This window comes from Rhodobacter sp. SY28-1, from assembly GCF_005222785.1.
In the GTDB taxonomy this organism is placed as follows: Bacteria; Pseudomonadota; Alphaproteobacteria; order Rhodobacterales; family Rhodobacteraceae; genus Tabrizicola.
Map to the genome: position 1 here is coordinate 867,048 of NZ_STGH01000002.1, position 22,027 is coordinate 889,074.

General features: G+C 65.1%; 21 protein-coding genes. 16 read left to right on the top strand and 5 right to left on the bottom strand.

What is annotated here, in order from left to right; all coding sequences use genetic code 11:
• Window positions 1-30: 30 nt before the first annotated feature.
• Window positions 31-1,641 carry an alpha-amylase family glycosyl hydrolase gene (locus E8M84_RS13350; protein WP_137111863.1) on the bottom strand — a complete coding sequence of 537 codons (1,611 nt, stop codon included), beginning with the start codon at window positions 1,639-1,641 and terminating at the stop codon, window positions 31-33.
• A 236-nt stretch (window positions 1,642-1,877) separates the two neighbouring features.
• On the opposite strand from E8M84_RS13350, the gene E8M84_RS13355 reads away from it, so the two are divergent.
• Window positions 1,878-3,122 (top strand): MFS transporter, encoded by a 1,245-nt coding sequence (locus E8M84_RS13355; RefSeq protein ID WP_137111660.1) that lies wholly within the window; start codon window positions 1,878-1,880, stop codon window positions 3,120-3,122.
• A gap of 81 nt (window positions 3,123-3,203) precedes the next feature.
• Here E8M84_RS13355 and E8M84_RS13360 read toward each other — a convergent pair whose 3' ends face one another.
• Window positions 3,204-4,250 carry a DUF4424 family protein gene (locus tag E8M84_RS13360; protein WP_170971931.1) on the bottom strand — a complete coding sequence of 349 codons (1,047 nt, stop codon included), beginning with the start codon at window positions 4,248-4,250 and terminating at the stop codon, window positions 3,204-3,206.
• 154 nt (window positions 4,251-4,404) lie between these two features.
• Between E8M84_RS13360 and E8M84_RS13365 the strand changes: the two genes are divergently transcribed.
• The 15 genes from E8M84_RS13365 to E8M84_RS13435 all read left to right on the top strand — a co-directional run bounded on the left by E8M84_RS13365 (window position 4,405) and on the right by E8M84_RS13435 (window position 19,013).
• Complete coding sequence (locus tag E8M84_RS13365; protein ID WP_137111662.1) at window positions 4,405-5,574, top strand: MFS transporter; 1,170 nt, start codon at window positions 4,405-4,407, stop codon at window positions 5,572-5,574.
• Between the two features lie 89 nt (window positions 5,575-5,663).
• The gene (locus E8M84_RS13370; protein WP_137111663.1) at window positions 5,664-6,686 is read left to right on the top strand and encodes an aspartate-semialdehyde dehydrogenase; all 1,023 of its coding nucleotides are present in this window, start codon (window positions 5,664-5,666) and stop codon (window positions 6,684-6,686) included.
• A 92-nt stretch (window positions 6,687-6,778) separates the two neighbouring features.
• Complete coding sequence (locus tag E8M84_RS13375; protein WP_137111664.1) at window positions 6,779-7,156, top strand: hypothetical protein; 378 nt, start codon at window positions 6,779-6,781, stop codon at window positions 7,154-7,156.
• 115 nt (window positions 7,157-7,271) lie between these two features.
• A complete protein-coding gene (locus tag E8M84_RS13380; protein WP_137111665.1) occupies window positions 7,272-8,903 on the top strand; it encodes a DUF4139 domain-containing protein in 1,632 nt (543 codons plus the stop codon).
• Window positions 8,904-9,144: 241 nt separating this feature from the next.
• Window positions 9,145-9,519, top strand: a complete 375-nt coding sequence (locus tag E8M84_RS13385; protein WP_240790376.1) for a MerR family DNA-binding transcriptional regulator — start codon at window positions 9,145-9,147, stop codon at window positions 9,517-9,519.
• A 51-nt stretch (window positions 9,520-9,570) separates the two neighbouring features.
• Window positions 9,571-11,343, top strand: coding sequence for an acyl-CoA dehydrogenase C-terminal domain-containing protein (locus tag E8M84_RS13390; RefSeq protein ID WP_137111667.1), 1,773 nt, complete (start codon window positions 9,571-9,573; stop codon window positions 11,341-11,343).
• Window positions 11,344-11,421: 78 nt separating this feature from the next.
• Window positions 11,422-12,054: a glutathione S-transferase family protein gene (locus tag E8M84_RS13395; RefSeq protein WP_137111668.1), complete on the top strand. Its 633-nt coding sequence runs from the start codon at window positions 11,422-11,424 to the stop codon at window positions 12,052-12,054.
• 1 nt (window position 12,055) lies between these two features.
• Window positions 12,056-12,418 carry a membrane protein insertion efficiency factor YidD gene (gene yidD / locus E8M84_RS13400; RefSeq protein ID WP_137111669.1) on the top strand — a complete coding sequence of 121 codons (363 nt, stop codon included), beginning with the start codon at window positions 12,056-12,058 and terminating at the stop codon, window positions 12,416-12,418.
• Window positions 12,419-12,436: 18 nt separating this feature from the next.
• Window positions 12,437-13,648, top strand: a complete 1,212-nt coding sequence (locus E8M84_RS13405) for an acetyl-CoA C-acetyltransferase (protein ID WP_137111670.1) — start codon at window positions 12,437-12,439, stop codon at window positions 13,646-13,648.
• A gap of 156 nt (window positions 13,649-13,804) precedes the next feature.
• On the top strand, window positions 13,805-14,233 hold the full coding sequence (locus tag E8M84_RS13410; protein WP_137111671.1) for a hypothetical protein: 429 nt from the start codon (window positions 13,805-13,807) through the stop codon (window positions 14,231-14,233).
• Window positions 14,234-14,281: 48 nt separating this feature from the next.
• Window positions 14,282-14,752, top strand: coding sequence for a cupin domain-containing protein (locus E8M84_RS13415; RefSeq protein ID WP_137111672.1), 471 nt, complete (start codon window positions 14,282-14,284; stop codon window positions 14,750-14,752).
• Window positions 14,749-15,207 (top strand): hypothetical protein, encoded by a 459-nt coding sequence (locus E8M84_RS13420; RefSeq protein WP_137111673.1) that lies wholly within the window; start codon window positions 14,749-14,751, stop codon window positions 15,205-15,207. The genes E8M84_RS13415 and E8M84_RS13420 overlap by 4 nt, the downstream gene beginning before the upstream one ends.
• Complete coding sequence (locus tag E8M84_RS21480) at window positions 15,204-16,184, top strand: cupin domain-containing protein (protein WP_170971932.1); 981 nt, start codon at window positions 15,204-15,206, stop codon at window positions 16,182-16,184. The genes E8M84_RS13420 and E8M84_RS21480 overlap by 4 nt, the downstream gene beginning before the upstream one ends.
• The gene (locus tag E8M84_RS13430) at window positions 16,181-16,822 is read left to right on the top strand and encodes a hypothetical protein (protein ID WP_137111674.1); all 642 of its coding nucleotides are present in this window, start codon (window positions 16,181-16,183) and stop codon (window positions 16,820-16,822) included. The genes E8M84_RS21480 and E8M84_RS13430 overlap by 4 nt, the downstream gene beginning before the upstream one ends.
• Before the next feature lies 1 nt (window position 16,823).
• Window positions 16,824-19,013 (top strand): 3-hydroxyacyl-CoA dehydrogenase NAD-binding domain-containing protein, encoded by a 2,190-nt coding sequence (locus E8M84_RS13435; RefSeq protein WP_137111675.1) that lies wholly within the window; start codon window positions 16,824-16,826, stop codon window positions 19,011-19,013.
• Window positions 19,014-19,046: 33 nt separating this feature from the next.
• Here E8M84_RS13435 and E8M84_RS13440 read toward each other — a convergent pair whose 3' ends face one another.
• From E8M84_RS13440 to dapA, 3 genes are all read right to left on the bottom strand, one after another.
• The gene (locus E8M84_RS13440; protein ID WP_205914609.1) at window positions 19,047-19,898 is read right to left on the bottom strand and encodes a DMT family transporter; all 852 of its coding nucleotides are present in this window, start codon (window positions 19,896-19,898) and stop codon (window positions 19,047-19,049) included.
• A 119-nt stretch (window positions 19,899-20,017) separates the two neighbouring features.
• The gene (locus E8M84_RS13445; RefSeq protein ID WP_137111676.1) at window positions 20,018-21,046 is read right to left on the bottom strand and encodes a proline racemase family protein; all 1,029 of its coding nucleotides are present in this window, start codon (window positions 21,044-21,046) and stop codon (window positions 20,018-20,020) included.
• A gap of 106 nt (window positions 21,047-21,152) precedes the next feature.
• Complete coding sequence (gene dapA / locus E8M84_RS13450; protein WP_137111677.1) at window positions 21,153-22,025, bottom strand: 4-hydroxy-tetrahydrodipicolinate synthase; 873 nt, start codon at window positions 22,023-22,025, stop codon at window positions 21,153-21,155.
• Window positions 22,026-22,027 lie beyond the last annotated feature (2 nt).

The following is a 22,027-nucleotide window of genomic DNA, read 5'->3' on the forward strand; positions in this document are numbered from 1 at the left end:
ATTTTTCGGCGAGAGATTTCGGCCGTGCCGTCAGTCCTGAACTGTTACCGTTCCGGTGACGGGCAGAAAAGCCGCCGCATTGGGGCCAAGGGTCAGCCGGTCGCCTTGCAGCACGGCATGCAGGGACGGGCCGGTCGGCGCATCGACTCCTGACACCGTGACTGACAGCGCCACGGGCGAGAGGTTGAAGAGGCAGAGAAGTGCCCCGTCGCCTTCCCCGCGGATGAATCCCAGCACCGGCTCGCCCAGGTCGAGGAAGCGGGTCTTGCCCGCCTGCAGCGTGGCGGAGCCTTTCCGGAACGCCAGGGCCGCGCGGTAGTGTTCCAGCACCGAGCCCTGGGCGCCCTCCTGGCCTGCAACATGCCGGGCGGCCTGTTCGGCCTTGACCGGCAGCCAGGGTTTCACCGTCGAGAACCCCGCGTGGGGAGAGGCATCCCAGACCATCGGCGTGCGGGTGTTGTCGCGGCCAATGGGTTCCGGCCAGAAGTTGATGCCCTGCGGATCGGTCAGTTCCTCCAGATCGAGGGGCGTGTCGGTTTGGCCCAGTTCCTCGCCCTGCCAGAGGCAGACGGAGCCCTCGAACGCCAGAAGGAGCGACCCTGCCTGCTTTGCCACATCCTCGACGCTGTTGCCATGTTCGGCCCAGCGGGTGGCGTGGCGGACGACGTCGTGGTTGGAAAACGCCCACATCGGCCAGCCGTCGGGCGCGCCCTTGAAGAAGCCTTCGACCTTCTCGCGGAAGAAGGTGGCGTCGTATTCGTAGCCCATCAGCTCAAACGAATAGCACTGATGCAGCCGCCCCGGCGCGGTGTATTCGCCCATCATGCGGATCGCGTGGTGGGCCTCGCCCATCTCGCCCACGGAGGCTGCGCCGTATTCGTCAAGAAGGACGCGGATGCGTTCCATCCAGGGCAGGTTCTCGGGCTGGTTCTTGGAAAACAGGTGGTACTGCATCCCATAGGGGTTGCCCTCGGGTTCCTTCTTCACCCGGAAGTCGGCCGGGTCGTCGCGGTACAGCGGATCGTGGAAGAAGTAGTTCACGGTGTCGAAGCGGAAGCCGTCGACGCCGCGGTCCAGCCAGAAGCGCATCGCCTCCAGCGCCCAGTCCTGGACGGCGGGGTTGTGGTAGTTCAGGTCGGGCTGCGCGGTCAGGAAATTGTGCAGGTAGTACTGCTTGCGCCGGGCATCCCATTGCCAGGCTGGCCCGCCAAAGACCGACAGCCAGTTGCAGGGTGGGGTGCCGTCGTGGCGCGGGTCGACCCAGACATACCAGTCAGCCTTGGGATTCTCGCGGTCCTTGCGGCTTTCGGTGAAGAACGGGTGCTGGTCCGAGGTGTGGTTGAGGACCTGGTCGATGATGACCTTCAGCCCCAGCTCATGCGCGCGAGCGACCATGGTGTCGAAGTCTGCCAGCGTGCCGAAGACCGGATCGACATCGCAATAGTCGCTGACGTCATAGCCCATGTCCTTCATCGGGCTTTTGAAGAAGGGCGACAGCCAGATGGCATCCACGCCAAGGGCCGCCAGATGCGGCAGGCGCAGGGTGATGCCGGGGAGGTCGCCGACCCCGTCGCCGTTCGAATCCTGGAACGACCGGGGATAGACCTGATAGGTCACTGCACCTTTCCACCAGTCCGACATCGAGACCTCCTCAGCCCACTTGTCCGAGGCATATCCGGGGTTCATGCGCAGAGGAAGTCCAAAGCGGTTTCCATTGGGGTTTCGGGCAATTTCTGTGGGCCGATGTCGCGCGGTTGCCGCTTTGGCAGCCATTGGAAAGGCAGGGGACGGGCGGAGTGTAACCGTCACAAGTTCGCAGTTGACGCTGCACGGGTGCAGGCGCAGGTTCCACGCCTGACCCTGTTAAGGCGCGCGAGATGCAGTCTGCAAAAGCCCCCCTGATCACCCCCGTCCTGATTGCTGGCTGTGCGGTCCTGATGATCTCGTTCGCGATCCGGGCCAGTTTCGGGGTGTTCCAGATCCCGATCGCGTCGGAATTCGGCTGGCTGCGCGCGGACTTTTCCCTGGCGATCGCGATCCAGAACCTGGCCTGGGGGATCGGGCAGCCCTTGTTCGGGGCGATGGCGGAACGGTTCGGCGACCGCAAGGCGATCATCCTGGGGGCGCTGATGTATGCGCTGGGGCTGGTGTTGTCCGCCTATGCCGTGACGCCGGGGCAGCATCAGCTGCTGGCGATCCTGGTGGGGTTCGGCATTGCGGGGACCGGATTCGGGGTGATCCTGGCCATCGTCGGCCGTGCGGCGAGTGCCGAGAACCGGTCGATGGCCTTGGGGATCGCGACGGCGGCGGGGTCGGCGGGTCAGGTCTTCGGCGCGCCGACGGCGGAGTGGCTGTTGCAGAGCTACAGCTGGCAGACTGTATTCATGATCTTCGCGGTGGTGATCCTGACCACGCTGGCGGCCCTGCCCTTCCTGCGGAGCCCGCAGCTGGCCTCGAAGCAAGAGCTGGAGGAAAGCCTGGGGACCGTGCTGGTCCGCGCCTTCAAGGACCCGTCCTATACGCTGATTTTCCTGGGGTTCTTTTCCTGCGGCTATCAGCTGGCCTTCATCACCGCGCATTTCCCGGCCTTCGTGACCGAGCTGTGTTCGCCCATCGACGCGGGGAGCATGCTGTCGAACATCGGCGTCACCACGACTTCGGCGCTGGGGGCGGTGTCGATTGCGGTGATCGGGCTGTTCAACATCGCGGGGACGCTGACGGCGGGCTATCTGGGCAAGCGGTACACGAAGAAATACCTGCTGTTCGGGATCTATGTCGGGCGCACCATCGCGGCGGCTTTGTTCATCCTTTTGCCGATCACGCCAGTCAGCGTGCTGGTCTTCTCGGCAATCATGGGCTCGCTTTGGCTGGCCACGGTCCCGCTGACCTCTGGCCTCGTCGCCCATATCTACGGCATCCGCTACATGGGCACGCTGTACGGCGTCGTGTTCCTGAGCCACCAGATCGGCGGGTTCCTGGGCGTCTGGCTGGGCGGCAAGATGTATGACCTGAACGGCGACTATACGTTGGTCTGGTGGATCGGCGTCGGCGTGGGCGCGTTTTCTGCGCTGGTGCACTTGCCGATCCGGGAAAGGGTGATGCCCGTCGGACAGGCTGCCTGAGGGGCAGGATCCTCGTTCGCCTTCGGCTTCTCGTCGCGGGGCGGCGCGAGCGAGGAGAAGCGAAGCGCGCGACGAGCAGCCCTACTCCTGGGACATCGGCTGAACGATCAGCACCTCAAGGTCTCGGTCCGGGGTGTAGTCGGTCTTTTCGATGACAAAGGTGGTCGGGCCGGTCTTCTTCACGCCCTCGGCGCACAGCGAGATGACGTTCTTCGGATCGCCCTTGTCCAGCGTCAGGGTGAACTTGCCGATGGGCCCGGCCCAGCTGTTCGCGGTGCGCAGGACGTAGGACAGGTTCCAGGCGGTGCCATAGTTGCCGAACTCGTCGCCCTCGGGGTTCCTCAGCGTCTTTGCCAGCGCCTTCGAGGTGCCTTCGTCGATGCAGTACTGATCCCGGAGATAGGTCTGGTAGTCCTCGGGCGGGTCGGACCAGTAGAACAGGCCCCCCGGCGGGCGGTTGGTGTAGCTGTGGCTGACCGCAAGCGGCTTTCCGGCCGGAAAGGTCTGCGTCCAGTGATAGCGGGTGACGATGGCCCAGGTTCCCCAGACATCCGGTGGCACGTTCTGCGCCGGGTCGCCTTCGTAGTATTCCCCCAGCCCCAGTGCCACGACTTCCTGGCGCTTTTCGTCGGGGAAGGACAGGAGGACCTCGCGCACGGCCATGTAGTCCAGCGTCAGTGGGATGCCGAGGCGTTCAAGGTCGGCAGTCACGTCGCGACCGGGATTGTCGTATTGCCTGGAGGGCGGGTTATCCTCGTCAAAGCCTTCCTCGACCACGGCGATGCGGTCGATCTTCACCGTGACCGGCTGGCCGTCGACCGTGGCGGTGAAGCCCACGAGGTCTTCCTGCGTCAGGTCTTCGGGCAGGTTCATCATGGATTCGTATCCCGACCAGACGCCCACGGGCGGCAGGGGGAAGATCACTTCGCCGGTCACGTCCTTGTCGGTGAGGTTGCGGAATACGTAATCGACGGCGACGGTGTCGATGCTGAGGAAAAGCTTCTCCTCCTCCATCGCCACCGCCTCGGTCTGGTCGAAGGTCAGGCCGGTGGCGGAGAGGCCACCGAAGCCGTCGTTGGCGAGGGCGGGTGCCGCGAGAAGAAGCAAGGGGACGAGGGAAAGGCGCATCGAAACCTCCGCAGGGAATGGCCGCATCTGACGCCGGAGGGCAGATCGGTGCAAGCCCGGCGATCCGGTCCGATCGTCCATTTTTTAGGCAAGATGCCTTGCGTCTGCCGCTACGGCTTGCCACAAGCGGCCGATCCACCAAGAGGCACCATCCATGCGCATCGGCATTGCCGCCCTGATCCTGGCCTATGTCCTCAGCCAGTTCTACCGTGCCTTCCTGGCCGTGCTGTCGCCCGTGCTGAAGGCCGATCTCGGGGTGTCGGCCGCTGACCTTGCCTCGGCCTCGGGCTGGTGGTTCCTGGCCTTCGCCGCAATGCAACTGCCCATCGGGTCCAGCCTGGACCGGATCGGCCCGCGGCTGACCTCGGGCGTCCTTATGGCGATCGGTGCGGCAGGGGCTCTTCTGTTCTCGCAGGCCACGGATGCCTTCCAGATCAAGCTGGCAATGGCGCTGATCGGGGTCGGCTGTGCGCCAGTGCTGATGGCGAGCTATTTCATCTTCGCACGCCAGTTTTCCCCCGCCGTGTTCGGGACGCTGGCGGGGATCACCATCGGCGTGGGGTCGCTGGGGAACGTGGCGTCCTCGTTGCCCCTGTCGGCTGCGGTCGAGGCCTTTGGCTGGCGCGAGACGGTCATGGGGTTGGCGGCGATCACCGGAGCGGTGGCGCTGGCGATCCTGGTCCTGGTGCGCGACCCGGAACGGCTGGAGACAGCGCGGGGCGGATCGCTGCTGGACCTTTTGCGCATTCCGGCGATCTGGCCGATCCTGGCGATGATGGTGGTCTGCTACACGCCGATTGCGGGGCTGCGGGGGCTGTGGGTCGGGCCATACTTCGCCGATGTCCACGGCGCCGACCCTCTGGAGATCGGGCGGGTCGGCCTTTGGATCGGCCTTGCGATGGTCGCGGGCAACTTCGCCTATGGGCCGATGGATCGCTGGCTTGGCACCCGGAAGTGGGTGATCTTCGGCGGCAACGCGGTGACGCTGGTCTGCCTGTTCGGACTATGGTGGTTCGCCGCCGCCCCCGTCTGGATTGCCACGGCGCTTCTGATCGCGGCCGGGTTCTTTGGCGCGAGCTTTCCGATGGTCATCGCGCATGGCCGGGCCTTCTTTCCGCCGCATCTGATGGGGCGGGGAGTGACGCTTCTGAACCTGTTCGGCATCGCACCCATCGGGATCGCGCAGATCCTGACCGGGCGCATCCATGCCGCGACCGATGCCGCTGTGCCCGCCGCGCCGTTTCAGGCGGTGTTCCTTTTCTTTGCGGTCACCACCGCCATCGGCCTTGCAGTCTATCTTCTGTCACAGGACCGGACGGACTGAAGCCTGCCGGTCGAATCCGCTTTTCCCGGAACCGGCCTTAGGCTAACAGCCGCCCGTCCCACCTTTGGGACGGACAAAGGAGAACCCCGATGGGCTACAAGGTCGTCGTCGCGGGTGCCACGGGCAACGTGGGCCGCGAAATGCTGAACATCCTCGCCGAGCGCGAGTTCCCGGTCGATGAGATCGTCGCGCTGGCGTCGCGCAAATCTCTGGGCACTGAAGTCAGCTTTGGCGACAAGACTTTGAAGACCAAGGACCTGGACACTTTCGACTTCACCGGCTGGGACATTGCGCTCTTCGCCGTGGGGTCGGAGGCGACCAAGATCTATGCCCCCAAGGCCGCTGCTGCGGGCTGCGTGGTGATCGACAACTCGTCCCTCTACCGCTACGACCCGGAAATCCCGCTGATCGTGCCGGAAGTGAACGCGGACGCGATCCACGGCTACAAGAACAAGAACATCATCGCCAACCCCAACTGCTCGACCGCGCAGATGGTGGTGGCGCTGAAGCCGCTGCATGACCGGGCGAAGATCACCCGCGTCGTGGTGTCGACCTACCAGTCCGTTTCGGGCGCCGGGAAGGAAGGGATGGACGAGCTTTGGAACCAGACCAAGGCCGTCTACAACCCCACCGACGACGTGCCGCCGAAGAAGTTTTCGAAGCAGATCGCGTTCAACGTGATCCCGCATATCGACGTCTTCCTGGACTCGGGCGAGACCAAGGAAGAATGGAAGATGGTGGCCGAGACGAAGAAGATTCTCGACCCGAAGATCAAGGTCACGGCGACCTGCGTGCGGGTGCCGGTGTTCGTGGGCCATTCCGAGGCGATCAACATCGAGACCGAGGAGTTCCTGGACTGGCAGGAAGCCCAGGACATCCTGCGCGAGGCGCCTGGGGTGATGCTGGTCGACAAGCGGGAACCCGGTGGCTACATCACGCCGATCGAATGCGTGGGCGAGTTTGCGACCTACGTCAGCCGCGTGCGGCAGGATTCGACCATCGACAACGGGCTGAACCTGTGGTGCGTGTCAGACAACCTGCGCAAGGGTGCGGCGCTGAACGCGGTGCAGATTGCCGAGCTGCTGGGGTCGAAGGTCCTGAAGAAGGGCTAAGGGTTTCTTAACCCTGATGCGGGAGGGTCTTGGCCTATGGCCGAGACCCTTTTTCATTGCGACGATGTGCTGTAGCGGCGGTTCGAGGCGCTGTGCCGCGCCGGGACGAGACGCCCGGCGCGGTGTTGCGCGATCTGGTACGATTGGAAGTGAAGCGTGCGGACAGCCGCAAAGCGAGGAGGAACGAAGTTTCCGACGAGCGGCTCCTCGTTCGACTTCGTCTCCTCGTCGCGGAGGCGCTGTCGGTTTCGGAAAGCTGGGGGGACTTGCAGCGCGCCCTTGGCGAACGGGGGGTTCGCTTTACCCCGTCTGGCGGTGGGCTTGTCCTGACCGACCTCGCGACTGGCGTGACCCTCGCCAAATCCAGCCAGGTCGGCCCAGCCTATCTCGACCTCGTGCGCCGCTTCGGTAGCGGATTTCCCGGCCATCCCCTCCCCGGTCTTGCCATCAGGGCGCTTGCGCGCCCCTGATCCAACCCATGACGCAGTCCGCCCGGCAATCCTTGGGACGGGTTTCCCGGCCTTGCCGCACGCGACACGCTGGGCCTACCCTCGCCGCGCCACCTCAACCCGAAAGGCCCCGCCGATGCGCGCCCTGATTGCCGCCCTGCTTGCCACCACCGCCCTGCCCGCCTTCGCCGACACGATCGCGGCGACCAGCCGGATCACCGCCGTCACCGTCTATCCCGATGGCGCGAAGCTGACGCGGGAGGTGACCTTCACAGCCCCTGCAGCGGGGGCGCATGAGCTTCTGGTCACCGACCTGCCGCTGGAGAGTGACGCGGGGATGATCCGCCTTGCCCCGTCCGAGGGGTTGCAGGTGGGCGCCTTCGCCCTGCGCGCCGACCGGCTGCCCCCGCGTGAAGACCCGTTGACCGAGGACCAGATCGCCGCCAAGGCCGCGGTCGAGGCGGCACAGGCCTCCGCCGACCGGGCGCAGCTGGCGCTGGAGGCGGTCACCGCCAAGGTCGAGGCAGCAGAGGCGCAGGTGCGGTTCCTGTCGTCGTTCAGTGGCGCGCTGCCGGATGGGGCGACACCGGAGACGATCAAGGCGATGGCCGGGATGATCGGGGCCGAGACTCTGGCCGCCCGGCAGGTGGCGCTGGCCGCAAAGGCCGAGCTTCCCCCGGCGCAGAAGGTGGTGACCGAGGCGCAGGAGGCCTTGGCCAAGGCGCAATCCGCCTATGATGCCCTGCCATCTGCAGACATGGAGTACACCGCGCTGTCGGTCGCGGTGACGGCCGCCGAGGCGGGGGAAGAAACCGTGACGATCACCCAATATGTCGGCAATGCCAGCTGGCAGCCGGTCTATGACCTGAACCTGACCCGCAAGGATGGTGACACGCTGACCCTCAACCGGTCGGTCCTGGTCACCCAGTATACGGGAGAGGATTGGGACGGGGTGGCGCTGACGCTGTCCTCCTCGCGCCCGTCTGAACAGGCCGCGCCGTCACAGCTTTGGCCGCAACTGCGGAGTATCGGGCCGGAAGTGGATGCCGAGGAGCTGTATCGGAAGTCAATGTCTGCATCCGACAAGGCTATGCTGGAGGAACCCGTCGCGGAAGCGGCCCCTGCCAGCATCGTTGCCGGGGTCGCGATGGAGGGCGACACTGTCGTCTACCAGTACCCGGAACTGGTCACTGTCGCGACGGGGGCCGAGAACCTGCGCCTGGCACTGGACAGCCTTGAGTTCTCCCCCGTGGTGGAAGCCGTCGCTGTCCCGCGTCTGGACAAGACCGCCTATGTCACCGCCAGCTTCACCAATGCCAGCGACGAACCTCTGCTTCCCGGGCAAGCGATGCTGTTCCGCGAGGGGGTGCTTGTCGGGTCCACCTGGCTGGACGTGATCGCGCCGGGGGTGGAGACGGATGTGGGCTTCGGCGCCATCGAGACGCTGACCGTCAAACGCGAGATGCCGAAGCGGGCGGGGGGCGAGACGGGGGTGTTCACCACGGCCAACCAGCAGATCGAAAGTGCGGTCATCACGGTGGAGAATACCGGGACCGAGGCCTGGCCGGTCCGCATCCTGGACCAGGTGCCCTACAGTGAGCAGGACGATCTGGAGATCGAGGTCTCGGCCAGCCCCGAAGCCACAGAGACCGATGTCGACGGCCAGCGTGGCATCCTGGCCTGGGAGTTCGACCTGCCCGCCGGGGGCAAGGAGACGATCACTCTGGAACACACGCTGACCTGGCCCGAGGGCATGATCCTGCAGTGATCCAGGGCTGATGCGATGCGAAAGGGCCGGGCCGGCACAGCCCGGCCCTTGCCGTTGCGTCACCCGCCAAAGCTGCCAGCCGCGCGGTGACTTCACGTCAGGCGTGGGTCTGACGTGACGTCACAGTGACGTTAACGTCAACTGCTCTGGTAATCTTCGGCATGGGTTCGCATCTGCCGGCCAGTTGATGCTTCCCAAATGACGAGTGCGACCGATGACAACCCAAGTACCAAGTGACGTGATGACGATTCGCGAAATGTGCGAGGCCTATGACGTGACCCCGCGCACCTTGCGGTTCTATGAGGCCAAGGAGCTGCTGACCCCGATCCGGATCGGGACCCGGCGGCTGTTCACCCGGCGCGACCGGGCGCGGCTGGCGCTGATCCTGCGCGGCAAGCGCTTTGGCTTCAGCCTGGAGGATATCCGGCAGACGCTGGACCTTTACGACCGCGATGGCGGGCTGACCGCCCAGCGCCAGAAAGCCTATGAGCTGGCGATGACGCGGCTGGCCGAGATGGAGGCCCAGCGCAGTGAGCTGGACGTCGCCATCGCCGAGCTGAAGGCCGAACTGCAGGACGCCGAGGCCAAGGGCCTGGTGCCCAAGCGCGCGGCCTGAACGACCCGCGCCCAATGCGGCGCGGCAATTGACAGGGAAGAGGAGTGAGAGATGCCCAGCTATACCGCCCCCGTGAAGGACATGCAGTTCCTGCTGCACGATGTGCTCAAGATCAGCGAGGCCGATATCCCCGGCTATTCCGACCTTGACCGCAGCTTCACGGAAGCCGTCTTCGACGAGGCGGCCAAGGTAGCTCAGGACATTCTCACCCCCCTGAACGCCACGGGCGACAAGGAAGGCTGCGTGCTGGAGAACGGCGTGGTGCGCACGCCGAAGGGCTTCAAGGAAGCGTTCCGCACTTTGTCCGAAGGCGGCTGGATGTCGCTGGACGCGCACCCGGATTACGGCGGGCAGGGCCTGCCCTACCTGATGCACACTGCGGTGAACGAGACCTTCGTATCGGCCAACATGGCCTTCAACATGTACCAGGGCCTGACCCACGGTGCCTATTCGGCGATCCTGGTCCACGGGACCGATGAGCAAAAGCAGAAATGGCTGCCGAAGCTGGTCACCGGCGAATGGACCGGGACGATGAACCTGACCGAGCCGCATTGCGGGACGGACCTTGGCCTTCTTCGCACCAAGGCGGAACCGCAGGCGGACGGGTCCTACCGGATCACCGGGCAGAAGATCTTCATCTCGGCCGGCGATCACGACATGGCCCCGAATATCGTGCATCTGGTGCTGGCCAAGGCCCCGGGTGGCGGTGAGGGGACCAAGGGGATTTCCCTGTTCATCGTGCCCAAGTTCCTGGTGAACGAGGATGGCTCGCTGGGTGCCCGCAATGCGGTGTCCGTGGGCAAGATCGAAGAGAAGATGGGCATCCACGGCAACGCGACCTGCGTGATGAACTATGACGGGGCGACGGGCTGGCTGCTGGGGGACCTGCACAAGGGCATGAAGGCCATGTTCACGATGATGAACGAGGCCCGGCTTGGCGTGGCGCTGCAGGGCTATGCGGTGGCCGAGGCGGCGTATCAGAATTCGCTGGCCTATGCGAAGGACCGGCTGCAGGGTCGCGACGTGACGGGGGTGAAGAACCCCAACGGCCCCGCCGATCCGCTGATCGTCCACCCCGACATCCGTCGCAACCTGATGGAGCAGAAGAGCTTTGTCGAAGGCGCCCGCGCGCTGACCTACTGGGGGGCCACGCTGATCGACCGGGCGCATCAGGGCGATGCGGCGGCGGATGGTCTGGTGGGCCTGCTGACCCCCGTGTTGAAGGGGTTCCAGACCGACAAGGGCTTCGAGATGGCGGTGCAGGCCCAGCAGGTCTATGGCGGGCACGGCTATATCGAGGAATGGGGCATGTCGCAGTTCGCCCGCGATGCCCGGATCGCGATGATCTACGAAGGTGCCAACGGCGTGCAGGCGCTGGATCTGGTGGGCCGAAAGCTCGCCACGGACGGCGGCAAGCATGTCATGGCGTTCTTCGAGATGGTGAAGGCCGAGTGCAAGGCGCATGACGGCGACGAGCGGATGAAGGGTTTTGTCGAGCCGCTGAAGGCCGCGTCCAAGGCCTTGCAGCAGGCGGGGATGTTCTTCATGCAGAACGGCATGAAGAACCCCAACGCGGCGCTGGCCGGGTCCTATGACTTCATGCACATGATGGGCCATGTCTGCCTGGGCCTGATGTGGACCCGGATGGCGAAGGCCGCCTACGAGGCGCTGGATGCGGGCGCGCAGGACCGCGACTTCTTCGAGGCGAAGATCGCCACCGGGCGTTTCTACATGGCCCGCCAGCTGCCTGCCTGTTCCATGCACCTTGCGCGGATCGAAAGTGGAGCCGAGACGGTCATGGCACTTCCTGCCGAGGCGTTCTAGGCTTCAACCCGATGGCGGGCCTGACGGGGAAACGCCCCGCAGGCCTGGCCCATGGTTCCGGCTTTCGGGGAGGAAGGCATGAAGCTTTACAGTTTTGGCGAAAGCGGCAACGCCTACAAATGCGCATTGGCGCTGGAGATGGCAGATCTTGAGTGGGAGCCGGTCTTCGTCGACTTCTTCAAGGGCGAGGCACGGAGCCCGGAGTTCAAGAAGATCAACGAGATGGGCGAAGTGCCCGTCCTGATCGACGGCGACACCACGCTGACGCAGTCGGGGGTGATCCTGGACTATATCAGCTCCAAGACCGGCAAGCTGGGCGGTCGGTCGGCGGCGGAACGGCGCGAGGTCCTGCGCTGGCTGTTCTGGGACAACCACAAGCTTTCCACGGCCATCGGCACCACGCGCTTTCTGATGAACTTCCTGCCGCCGGAGAAGCGGCCCGAAGGCGTGATCCCCTTCATGCAAGGTCGCCTGAAGGCCGCCTATACCGTGCTGAACGACCACCTCGAAGGCCGGAACTGGGTTGCAGGCGAGGCCGTCACCATCGCCGACCTGTCCTGCTGCGGCTACCTCTACTACCCCGAACCCTTCGGCTTTGACCGCAAGGACTGGCCCAACATCGACCGCTGGCTGGACCGCATCGCCGCTCTGCCCGGCTGGAAACACCCCTACGACCTGCTGACGCGGGCCTTTCCCCAAGTTTCGCAATGACATGCTTTCTCGCCCCGCCCTTGCAGCCATCGGTGGCTATCAGCGGCACCTCTCGCCGCGCAAAGGCTATTCCTGTGCCTACCGGATCGCGCGTGGCGGCACAGGCTGCTCGGGCTTTGCCAAGGCTGTCATCTCCGAGGTCGGGCTTCTCCGCGCGATCCCCGCAATTCGCGAACGCTTTGCAGCATGCCGTGACGCTGCGGAAGAGTTGCGCGAGCGGAAGCGAAAGAAAGAAAAATGGTACGATCACTGCGGCGCTGGCTGCGACTGCAACCCTGGCTGTGACGTGCTGCCACGTGGCTGTGGAAAGAAGGCCGATCTGACCCCCGATTGCGACTGCACGCCTGATTGCTGCAGTTTCTGACCGACGAAGGAGACGACTATGTCTGACGCCTACATCTACGACGCCGTCCGCAGCCCTCGCGGCAAGGGCCGCCCTGATGGGAGCTTGCACGAGCTGACCTCGGTCGCGCTGTCGGCCAAGGTGCTGAACGCGGTGAAGGAGCGGAACGGGCTGGAGGGCCACGCGGTCGAGGATGTGATCTGGGGGAACGTCACCCAGGTCGGCGAACAGGGCGGGTGCCTTGCGCGGTCGGCGGTGCTGGCCTCGGACCTGGACGAACGCATTCCGGGGCTGGCGATCAACCGGTTCTGTGCAAGCGGCATGGAGGCGGTGAACCTGGCGGCGAACCAGGTCCGGGGTGGGGCGGGGCACGCCTATATCGCGGGCGGGGTCGAGATGATGGGGCGGGTCGCGATGGGCTCGGACGGGGCGGCGATTGCCGTCGATCCGGGGCTGGCGATGAAGACCTACTTCGTGCCGCAGGGGATTTCGGCGGACATCATTGCCACCGAATACGGCTTTACCCGCGATCAGGCTGACGCGCTGGCGATGGAATCGCAGCGGCGGGCGGCGGTGGCGTGGCAGGAAGGGCGGTTCGCTAAATCCGTCCTGACCATCAAGGACCAGAACGGCCTGACCATTCTGGACCGCGACGAATACATGCGCCCGGGCACCGACATGCAGGCGCTGGGTGCGCTGAAACCGGCCTTCAAGGACATGGGCGAAGTGATGCCCGGCTTCGACAAGGTTGCGATGATGAAGTATCCGCATCTGGAGCGGATCAACCACATCCACCACGCCGGAAACTCCAGCGGGATCGTGGACGGGGCGGCGGCCGTGCTGATCGGAGACGAGGCGTTCGGGAAGGCCCACGGGCTGAAGCCCCGCGCGCGCATCCGGGCGACCGCGAAGATCGGCACCGACCCCACGATCATGCTGACCGGCCCGGTCCCGGCAACGCAGAAGATCCTGAAGGACAGCGGGCTGCAGATCGGCGACATCGACCTGTTCGAGGTGAACGAGGCCTTTGCCAGCGTGGTGCTGCGGTTCCAGCAGGCCTTCGACGTCGACCCCGCGCTGGTGAACGTCAACGGCGGGTCGATCGCCATGGGCCACCCGCTTGGCGCGACCGGGGCGATCATCATCGGGACCCTGCTGGACGAGCTGGAACGGCAGGACAAGGCGATGGGTCTGGCGACACTTTGCATCGCCTCGGGCATGGGCGCGGCAACAATCATCGAGAGGGTCTAGTGACTGTGTGTGGCAAGGGTGACGTTAACGTCATGCGGGAAATGCAATGCCGCGTTGATGTCGTTTTCCGGCCACGGCCTGTCGCAAACCTACGTCGCGTGAAGGGTGATTCTCCCAAGATGGATGCTTCTTCCCGTTGGCCTGAAGGGCATTTCCATGGAGTATTCACATCTGACCGCAGTGCTGCGCAGCCGGGGCGAGTTGCTCATGTCCGGTCGCATCGAGGAAATGGTTGCCTCGTATGTCTATCCGCTGCCGATCTACATGCAGTCGCGCTGCATGATCCTGCATTCGCCGCTGGACGCGTATCTGGTGTTCGACATGCTGCGCAAGGCGCTACTGGAGCGTGGTGTGGTCACCTTGCGGCCGCAGGTGAACGCGGTCGAATTGCCGCGCGGCGGTCGCTTTCGCATCTGGGCCGACTGGCACGAGCTGGCCTTTCCGGTGGAAGAGACCCGCAAGTCCTCGGTTATCTACTATTGCCGCGAGACCGAATTCGGTCCGCAGGTCGAAATGATCAACTACACGCTCACGTCGATGCCGGAACTGAACCAGCAGTTCGCGGCGCTTGCGCTGACCGCCTGACGCCGGGGTCGTTCCGGCGGGGCGCAGCCCAACCGGAGGAAGGCCCCGATGCCCGTTATTGATCCTGCCAAGGTGCCGGTGAAGACCGGCTCGATCTACCCCGAACCTTACGCCAGCATGATGCAGGGGCGGTCGTCCCTGCGGCTGGGCGATGCAGGCGGGCTGACCCAGTTCGGGGTGAACCTCGTCAGCCTGGAACCCGGCGCGCTGTCCAGTCTGCGGCACTGGCACCGGAACGAGGACGAGTTCGTGATGGTGACCGAAGGCGAATGCACGCTGGTGCAGGACGCAAGCGAAACCGTGATGCGCGCGGGCGACTGCGCGGCGTTTCCGGCAGGGTCGACCGACGGCCACCACTTCATCAACCGCACCGGAGCGGTCGCCCGTTTCCTGGTCATCGGGTCCAGGGCCCCGCGCGAAGTGGCGACCTATTCCGACGTCGACCTGCGGGTCGAGATCGAGGGCGGGAAGGCCCGCTTTACCTACAAGGACGGCAGCGACTGGACGGGGCCGAGATGAACCCGCTGTCGATCTATCAGGATGCGCTGAACGTGGTCTCGGACGCCGTGATCGCGGGTGACTTTGCCCGCTATGCGGCGCAGATCGACCTGCCTTACCTAGTGCATACCGAAACCGCACGGCTTCTGGTGTCGACGGTGGACGACCTGCGGCCGACCTTCGACGCCCTGCACCTGACCCTGCTAGACAAGGGGGTCACGCATTACGAACGCGTGGCTCGCGCGGCGGATTACGTCGACCGCGACCGGATCGAAGGCTGGCATCACACGCATCTCATTTCCCATGGCGAGCGGCTGAACCTGCCGCATTCCTCGCGACATGCCCTGGTCCGCCGGGATGGCATGTGGCTGTTCTCAGAGGCGCACTACGCGATCCAGGCCGAGCGGTGGCCGGTGACCCGTGAGGTTCTGGAAGCCCAGTTCGGCCTGACCCGGCGCGAGGGGTTGAGTGCATGATCGTCGATCCCGCCTTGGCGCCCACCAGTGGCGAGAAGGGCCTGCGTACCCTGCACCTGTCGGTCGCGGGCGGGCTGACGCAGTTTGGCGCCTATCTCGACACGCTGGACCCGGGCGCATGGTCCAGCCAACGGCACTGGCATTCGGCCGAGGACGAGTTCCTCTACCTTTTGTCCGGGACGGCGACCTTGCGCGATGACAACGGAATGACCGACCTCAACCCCGGCGATGCCGTTGCCTGGCGGCATGGCGATCCAAACGGGCATCACCTGACCAACCGGGGCGATGTGCCCGCCCGCTGGCTGATCGTGGGGTCGCGCGCAAAGGGAGACATCTGCACCTATCCCGACAAGGACCGCCGCCAGATCAACGGCGACAGCGACTGGCGGATCGAGGCGGCGGACGGCACGGTCCTGAAAAGCGGGCCTCTGCCGGCGGAGTTGCTGAACCTCCGCGCGCCCTGGGGCAAACCGTTCGACGGGACGCCCCGGCCCCATGTCCTGCGCACGGGGTCGGTCCCGGGCGAGGGTCCGCCGCCCGCGTCGCACTCGCCCTTCGACACGCTGGGCGACTACATCGCGCATCCCTTGTCCGACGCGGGCGGCCTGACCCAGTTCGGCGCCTTCACCGAAACGCTGATGCCAGGTGCGCGGTCTGGCCATCGGCATTGGCATTCGGACGAGGATGAATTCTTCTACACCCTTTCCGGCACCGTCACCCTGCACGAAAACGATGGCGCGCATGACCTGCCGCCCGGCACCTGCGTCTGCTGGCCGGCCGGAGTGCCCAATGCCCACCAGCTGGAAAACCGCACCTCTGACCCTGTCACCTATTTCGTCGCGGGCTCGCGCCTGCCCGAGGACGAGGTGACCTACCCCGACATCGACCTGCACTATTCGCGCCGGAACGGGCTTCGCACCTTGTCGCACAAGGATGGAACCCCCTATCCCGGCTGGCCCAAGGCGGTGGTCAGATGATGGCGATCAAAGAATTCCGCGATCGTCAAGTCAGGATTTTCGCGGCAGGGTTGAATGAGCCTTGCATTCCCGCTCCCTTGCGTTGTGCCGCCGGATGTGGTCCGCTTCCAACTCACTCATTGGGACGTGCGCATCTTGCCTTCCCCTTTGGTCGGCGAGCTCCTCGCTCCGGCAAAAGGGTTTTTGCTGCTATGTTGGCATCGGAGATACTGCAGAACTTCTTGACTCGCATGGCAAATGCAGTCGTGGCGGGTCGCTTCGACATCTACAGCGCCGGCGTCCAACTGCCGTTCACCATCCTGACCTCAGCCGCAAGCCTGAGCGTCACCACCCTCGAAGATCTGGAAGAGGGCTTCGACGAGTTCACGGAAATGGTGCTGAGCCGCGGCGTCACGAAGATCGTCCAAACGGTCAAGGTTGCAACCTTCGAAAGCAATGACCGCATTGTCGGCATCCATCAGACCAAATTGATGGATGGGTCCCGCCTTGTCCTGCCTGACTACTATTCGAAGATGTGGATCACCAACTTCGATGGCGTCTGGAAGGCAACAAAAACCCACAACACCACCAAGGATACGCGTTGGCCGATCTTGCTGACACGACTTGAAACCGAACCATGGCCGCCCGAGGAGCTTTGAGATGACCGATTTCACCATGACCACCGATGCCGATGGCGTCGCGACCATCACCTGGGACGTCCAGTCCAAGTCGATGAACGTGATGTCGACCGAAGCATTCCTGGCGCTGAACGGCCTGATCGACCAGGCGCTGGCCGATGCGGCGGTGAAGGGGATCATCATCACCAGCGGCAAGAAGGATTTCGCCGGGGGGATGGACCTGAACGTCATCGCGCAGATGCGGGCCGGGGGGGCGCAGGCAATCTTTGACGGCGTGATGCAGATGCACCATGTGCTGCGCAAGATCGAGCGCGCGGGGATGGACCCGAAGACGCTGAAAGGGGCCAAGCCCATCGTCGCGGCCCTGCCCGGCACCGCGCTGGGGATCGGGCTGGAACTGCCGCTGTCCTGCCACCGGATCATCGCCGCCGACAACCCGAAGGCCAAGATCGGCCTGCCCGAGATCATGGTCGGCATCTTCCCGGGCGCTGGCGGCACCACGCGGCTGTCGCGCAAGCTGGGCGCGATGATGGCGGCTCCGTTCCTGCTGGAAGGCAAGCTTTCCTCGCCCAAGGAAGCCAAGGGCGCCGGGCTGATCGACGAGGTCGTGGCGCCCGAGGACCTGCTCAAGCGCGCGAAGGAATGGGTGCTGTCGGCCACCGACGCCGATCTGGTCAAGCCCTGGGACCAGAAGGGCTACAAGTTCCCCGGCGGCGCGCCCTATCACCCGGCAGGCTACATGACCTTTGTCGGCGCCTCGGCCATGGTGCATGGCAAGACGATGGGCGTCTATCCGGCGGCGAAGGCCTTGCTGGCCGCGGTCTATGAAGGGGCACTGGTGCCCTTCGACACCGCGCTGAAGATCGAGGCGCGGCATTTCACCAGCGTGCTGATGAACCCATCCTCCAGCGCGATGATCCGCAGCCTGTTCATCAACAAGGAAGCGCTGGAGAAGGGCGCGAACCGTCCTGCTGCCGCCGACCAGTCGGTGAAGAAGCTGGGCGTCATTGGCGCGGGGATGATGGGGGCGGGGATCGCCTATGTCTCGGCCAATGCGGGGATCGAGGTGGTACTGATCGACGCCAGCCAGGAGGCGGCAGATCGCGGCAAGGCGCATTCCGAAGGCATCCTTGACAAGGGCATGAAGCGCGGGAAGGTGACGGCGGAGAAGAAGGCCGAGGTGCTGGGCCGGATCACCGCGACCACGGATTATGCAGCGCTGGCGGGTGTCGATCTTGTCGTGGAAGCGGTCTTCGAGGACCCGAAGATCAAGGCTGACGTGACGCACAAGGTCGAGGCGGCGGTGAGTGCGGACTGCATCTATGCGACGAACACCTCCACCCTGCCGATCACCGGCCTGGCTGCGGCGTCGAAGCGGCCGGAGCAGTTCATCGGCATCCACTTTTTCAGCCCCGTCGACAAGATGATGCTGGTCGAGATCATTCGCGGCAAGGCGACGGGCGACAAGGCCGTGGCCAAGGCGCTGGATTTCGTGCGGCAGATCCGGAAGACCCCCATCGTCGTCAACGACGCCCGGTTCTTCTACGCCAATCGCTGCATCATCCCCTACATCAACGAAGGCATCCGCATGGTCGCCGAAGGGGTGGAACCCGCGCTGGTCGAGAATGCGGCGAAGCTGGTCGGGATGCCTCTGGGCCCGCTGCAGCTGGTCGATGAGACCTCGATCGACCTTGGGGTGAAGATCGCCAAGGCGACCAAGGCGGCGATGGGCAAGGACTACCCGGACGAGGCGGTGGACCATGTGCTGTTCTGGATGGCGGACCAAGGCCGTCTGGGCAAGAAGGGCAACGCGGGGTTCTATGCCTACAGCGACAAGGGCGAGCGTCTGGGCCTGTGGGAGGGGCTGGACCACAAGTATCCGCTCGACAAGGTGCAGCCCTCGCTGACCGATGTGCAGCATCGCCTCCTGTTCGCGCAGGTTCTGGAGGCGGTACGGGCTCTGGAAGAGGGCGTGTTGACCGACATCCGCGAGGGGGATGTGGGCGCGATCCTCGGCTGGGGCTTCGCGCCGTGGTCGGGCGGGCCGTTCTCGTGGCTCGACATCATCGGTGCGGCTCGGGCGGTGGAGATCTGCCGGGGTCTGACCGCCCAGTTCGGCCCGCGATTCCACGCGCCTGCGCTGTTGCGCGAGATGGCCGAGAAGGGCGAGACGTTCTACGGCCGGTTCGGCGACGAAAAGGCCGCGGCCTAGGCGACCGTCGGTAGGGTGGGCAATCTGCCCACCCTACTTTCGGGTCAGCGCGAAAAGGCCCGAGCCGACGACCAGCCCTGCCCCGATCCAGGTGGCAAGGTCAGGCCGTTCGCCAAAGAGCACCATCGCCAGCACCATCGCGAAGATCAGCCGGGTGTAGCGGAAGGGTGTGACGGCACCGACCTCGCCAGTCCGCATCGCGTAGGTCAGGGCGTGATAGCCGGACATGCCGAAGACGACGCCCCCGGCAAGGTGGGCAAGGTCGAGGCCCGAGGGCATCCGCGCCCCACCGGTAACGATCAACAGGATCGCCCCGGCCGCTGCCAGCATGGCGAAGCCCAGGGCGCCAAGCTGCCGGTTCGACAGGCCCTTGGGCGCGGCCCGGGTTGCAAGGTCGCGTCCTGCAAACCCCAGAAGGCCGACGACCGCCAGCAGGGACAGGGTCGAAAAGTCCGACCCAGGGCGCAGGATGACCAGCACTCCGGCAAAGCCGACCAGCACAGCGAGCCAACGCTGCGGGCTGACCCTTTCGCCAAAGACCAGCGCCGCGCCGGCGACGACGACCAGGGGTGTCGCCTGCAGGATGGCCGAAGTGGTCGACAGCGCGGTCAGGGTGATGGCGAGGCCGTAGAAGAGCCGCCCGGTGATCTCGAACCCGCAGCGGATCAGCATGGGGCGCGAGAGGAAGGCGGGTGGCAAGAGGGGCTCGCCTTGCCGGGCGGCCATGGCGGCAAAGACCAGCATGCCGACGAGGCCAATCGTCAGCAGGACCTGCCCCAGCGGCAGCGTGTGGGCGGCAGCCTTGACGAAGACGTCCTCAACAGCGAACCCGGCCATCGAGGCGGTCATGTAAAGCGCGCCGCGCTGGTTGTCGGTCAGGTGCATTGTCAGTCTTTCCGGGTTTTGATGGCGCAAGACTGCCTCCCCGGCTCTCTGCCTTGCAGGGAGAGGGGGCGCGGGACGACAAGTGTTGCGCCTGGACCTTCGTTTGCCGGGGCCATGACTTACCGTGCACCCCAGGTGTCGGACAGCCGATAGCCCTGCGGCCAGGGATCGGCGGGGTCGAGCATGTGCTGGTGCGTGCCGGTGATCCAGGCGCGGCCCGAAATCTCCGGCAGGATCGCGGGCCGGTCGCCCACCTTGGCCGCCCCGACGATCCGGCCTTCGAACTGCCCGCCGATCAGCGAGTGCGCCCGCAGCACCTCGTCCGGGCCGATCTGGTTGCGAGCGGCCATCAGCGCCAGCCGCGCCGAAACGGCAGTCCCGGTGGGTGAGCGGTCGATCTTGCCGGGGCGGATCGAGACGGCGTGCTGCGTTTCCCAGCCATCGGCGACCTTTGTCAGCGGGCCTGCAAAAAGACAGAAGGAGAAGTGCCGCCAGTCGGGGTTTTCGGGGTGGTGGAAGCCCAGTTGTTCGTCGGCGGCCTTCGTGATCTGGACCCCCAGCTTTGCCATCGCGTGGGCTTCCTCGGGCGCATGGCTGAAGCCGAGCGCCTGGGCATCGACCACAACGAAGCTGTCGCCGCCATAGGCGGTGTCGACCGTGATCCGGCCAAGGCCGGGAACATCCAGCGGCACGGCCAAACGGTCGGCGAAGGAGGGCAGGTTGCGGACGTGGATGCGTTCGGCTTTGCCGTCCTTGCAGTCGACCCGGACGGTCACAAGGCCGCCGGGGGCTTCCAGCACCAATTCCGTCACCGGCTCGGTCATGGGTAGGATGCCGCTGTCCAGCAGCACCGTCGCAACGCAGATCGAGTTAGACCCGGACATCGGGGGGTTGTCCTCGGGCTCCATGATGATGAAGCCCATCTGCGCGCGGGGGTCCTTGGGTGGCACCAGCAGGTTCACATGCCGGAAGACGCCGCCGCGCGGTTCGTTCAGGACGAAGTTACGCAGGGTCTGGTCGCGCCACAGGGCCTCGCGCATCTCCCACAGGGTTGCACCCGGGGGTGGGGCGACGCCGCCGACGATGACGTCACCGACTTCGCCCTCAGCATGGGCCGAGATCACGTGAATGGTCTTGGAGCTACGCATGGGCGGACCTTGATCGGGAGGCGCGGAAATGACAAGCGCCCCGCCTGTCGGGCAGGGCGCAAATCTTTTCGAAAAGATTTGCAAATTCCTTCGAAGGAATTTGGCCTCAGATCAGCCCGGCGTGCTTCATCGCGGCCTTGATCTTGGCCTTGGTCCCGTCCGTCAGGCCCACCAGCGGCAGGCGGACTTCTTCGCTGCACAGACCCAGCAGCGACAACCCGTACTTCGCGCCGACCAGACCCGGTTCGATGAAGATCGCCTCGTGCAGCGGCATCAGGCGGTCTTGATACTCCAGCGCCTTGGCATAGTCGCCGCGCAGGGTCGCCTCCTGGAACTCGGCGCACAGGCGCGGGGCGACGTTCGCAGTGACCGAGATGCAACCGACCCCGCCATGCGCGTTGAAGCCCAGGGCCGTAGCATCCTCACCCGACAGCTGGATGAAATCCGCCCCGCAAGAGGCGCGCTGCATCGAGACACGCTCGATCTTGCCGGTCGCATCCTTGACGCCGATGATCCGGGGCAGTTTGGCCAGCGTCCCCATCGTCTCGGGCGTCATGTCCACGACCGAACGGCCGGGGATGTTGTAGATCACGATCGGCAGCTGGCAGCAGTCGTGCAGCGCGGTGTAGTGCGCGATCAGGCCGGCCTGCGTGGGCTTGTTGTAGTAGGGCGTGACGACCAGCGCCGCGGTGGCGCCGACCTTTTCGGCATGGCGCATCAGGCTGATGCCTTCGACGGTATTGTTCGACCCCGCGCCCGCGATCACCGGCACGCGGCCCGCGACAATGGACACGACTTCCTCAATGACCCGCTGGTGTTCGGCGTGGCTGAGCGTCGGGCTTTCGCCCGTGGTCCCGACCGGCACGATCCCGTGCGAGCCTTCGGCGATATGCCAGTCCACGAGTTTCTTCAGCGTCACCAGATCCAGCTCGCCGTTCTTGAACGGCGTCACCAGGGCAGGAAGGGACCCTCTGATCATGA

Coding starts and splice junctions, on each gene's coding strand:
- E8M84_RS13350 (WP_137111863.1), bottom strand. CDS start 1,641: ATGTCGGACTGGTGGAAAGGTGCAGTGACCTATCAGGTCTATCCCCGG.
- E8M84_RS13355 (WP_137111660.1), top strand. CDS start 1,878: ATGCAGTCTGCAAAAGCCCCCCTGATCACCCCCGTCCTGATTGCTGGC.
- E8M84_RS13360 (WP_170971931.1), bottom strand. CDS start 4,250: ATGCGCCTTTCCCTCGTCCCCTTGCTTCTTCTCGCGGCACCCGCCCTC.
- E8M84_RS13365 (WP_137111662.1), top strand. CDS start 4,405: ATGCGCATCGGCATTGCCGCCCTGATCCTGGCCTATGTCCTCAGCCAG.
- E8M84_RS13370 (WP_137111663.1), top strand. CDS start 5,664: ATGGGCTACAAGGTCGTCGTCGCGGGTGCCACGGGCAACGTGGGCCGC.
- E8M84_RS13380 (WP_137111665.1), top strand. CDS start 7,272: ATGCGCGCCCTGATTGCCGCCCTGCTTGCCACCACCGCCCTGCCCGCC.
- E8M84_RS13385 (WP_240790376.1), top strand. CDS start 9,145: ATGACGATTCGCGAAATGTGCGAGGCCTATGACGTGACCCCGCGCACC.
- E8M84_RS13390 (WP_137111667.1), top strand. CDS start 9,571: ATGCCCAGCTATACCGCCCCCGTGAAGGACATGCAGTTCCTGCTGCAC.
- E8M84_RS13395 (WP_137111668.1), top strand. CDS start 11,422: ATGAAGCTTTACAGTTTTGGCGAAAGCGGCAACGCCTACAAATGCGCA.
- yidD (WP_137111669.1), top strand. CDS start 12,056: ATGCTTTCTCGCCCCGCCCTTGCAGCCATCGGTGGCTATCAGCGGCAC.
- E8M84_RS13405 (WP_137111670.1), top strand. CDS start 12,437: ATGTCTGACGCCTACATCTACGACGCCGTCCGCAGCCCTCGCGGCAAG.
- E8M84_RS13410 (WP_137111671.1), top strand. CDS start 13,805: ATGGAGTATTCACATCTGACCGCAGTGCTGCGCAGCCGGGGCGAGTTG.
- E8M84_RS13415 (WP_137111672.1), top strand. CDS start 14,282: ATGCCCGTTATTGATCCTGCCAAGGTGCCGGTGAAGACCGGCTCGATC.
- E8M84_RS13420 (WP_137111673.1), top strand. CDS start 14,749: ATGAACCCGCTGTCGATCTATCAGGATGCGCTGAACGTGGTCTCGGAC.
- E8M84_RS21480 (WP_170971932.1), top strand. CDS start 15,204: ATGATCGTCGATCCCGCCTTGGCGCCCACCAGTGGCGAGAAGGGCCTG.
- E8M84_RS13430 (WP_137111674.1), top strand. CDS start 16,181: ATGATGGCGATCAAAGAATTCCGCGATCGTCAAGTCAGGATTTTCGCG.
- E8M84_RS13435 (WP_137111675.1), top strand. CDS start 16,824: ATGACCGATTTCACCATGACCACCGATGCCGATGGCGTCGCGACCATC.
- E8M84_RS13440 (WP_205914609.1), bottom strand. CDS start 19,898: ATGCACCTGACCGACAACCAGCGCGGCGCGCTTTACATGACCGCCTCG.
- E8M84_RS13445 (WP_137111676.1), bottom strand. CDS start 21,046: ATGCGTAGCTCCAAGACCATTCACGTGATCTCGGCCCATGCTGAGGGC.
- dapA (WP_137111677.1), bottom strand. CDS start 22,025: ATGATCAGAGGGTCCCTTCCTGCCCTGGTGACGCCGTTCAAGAACGGC.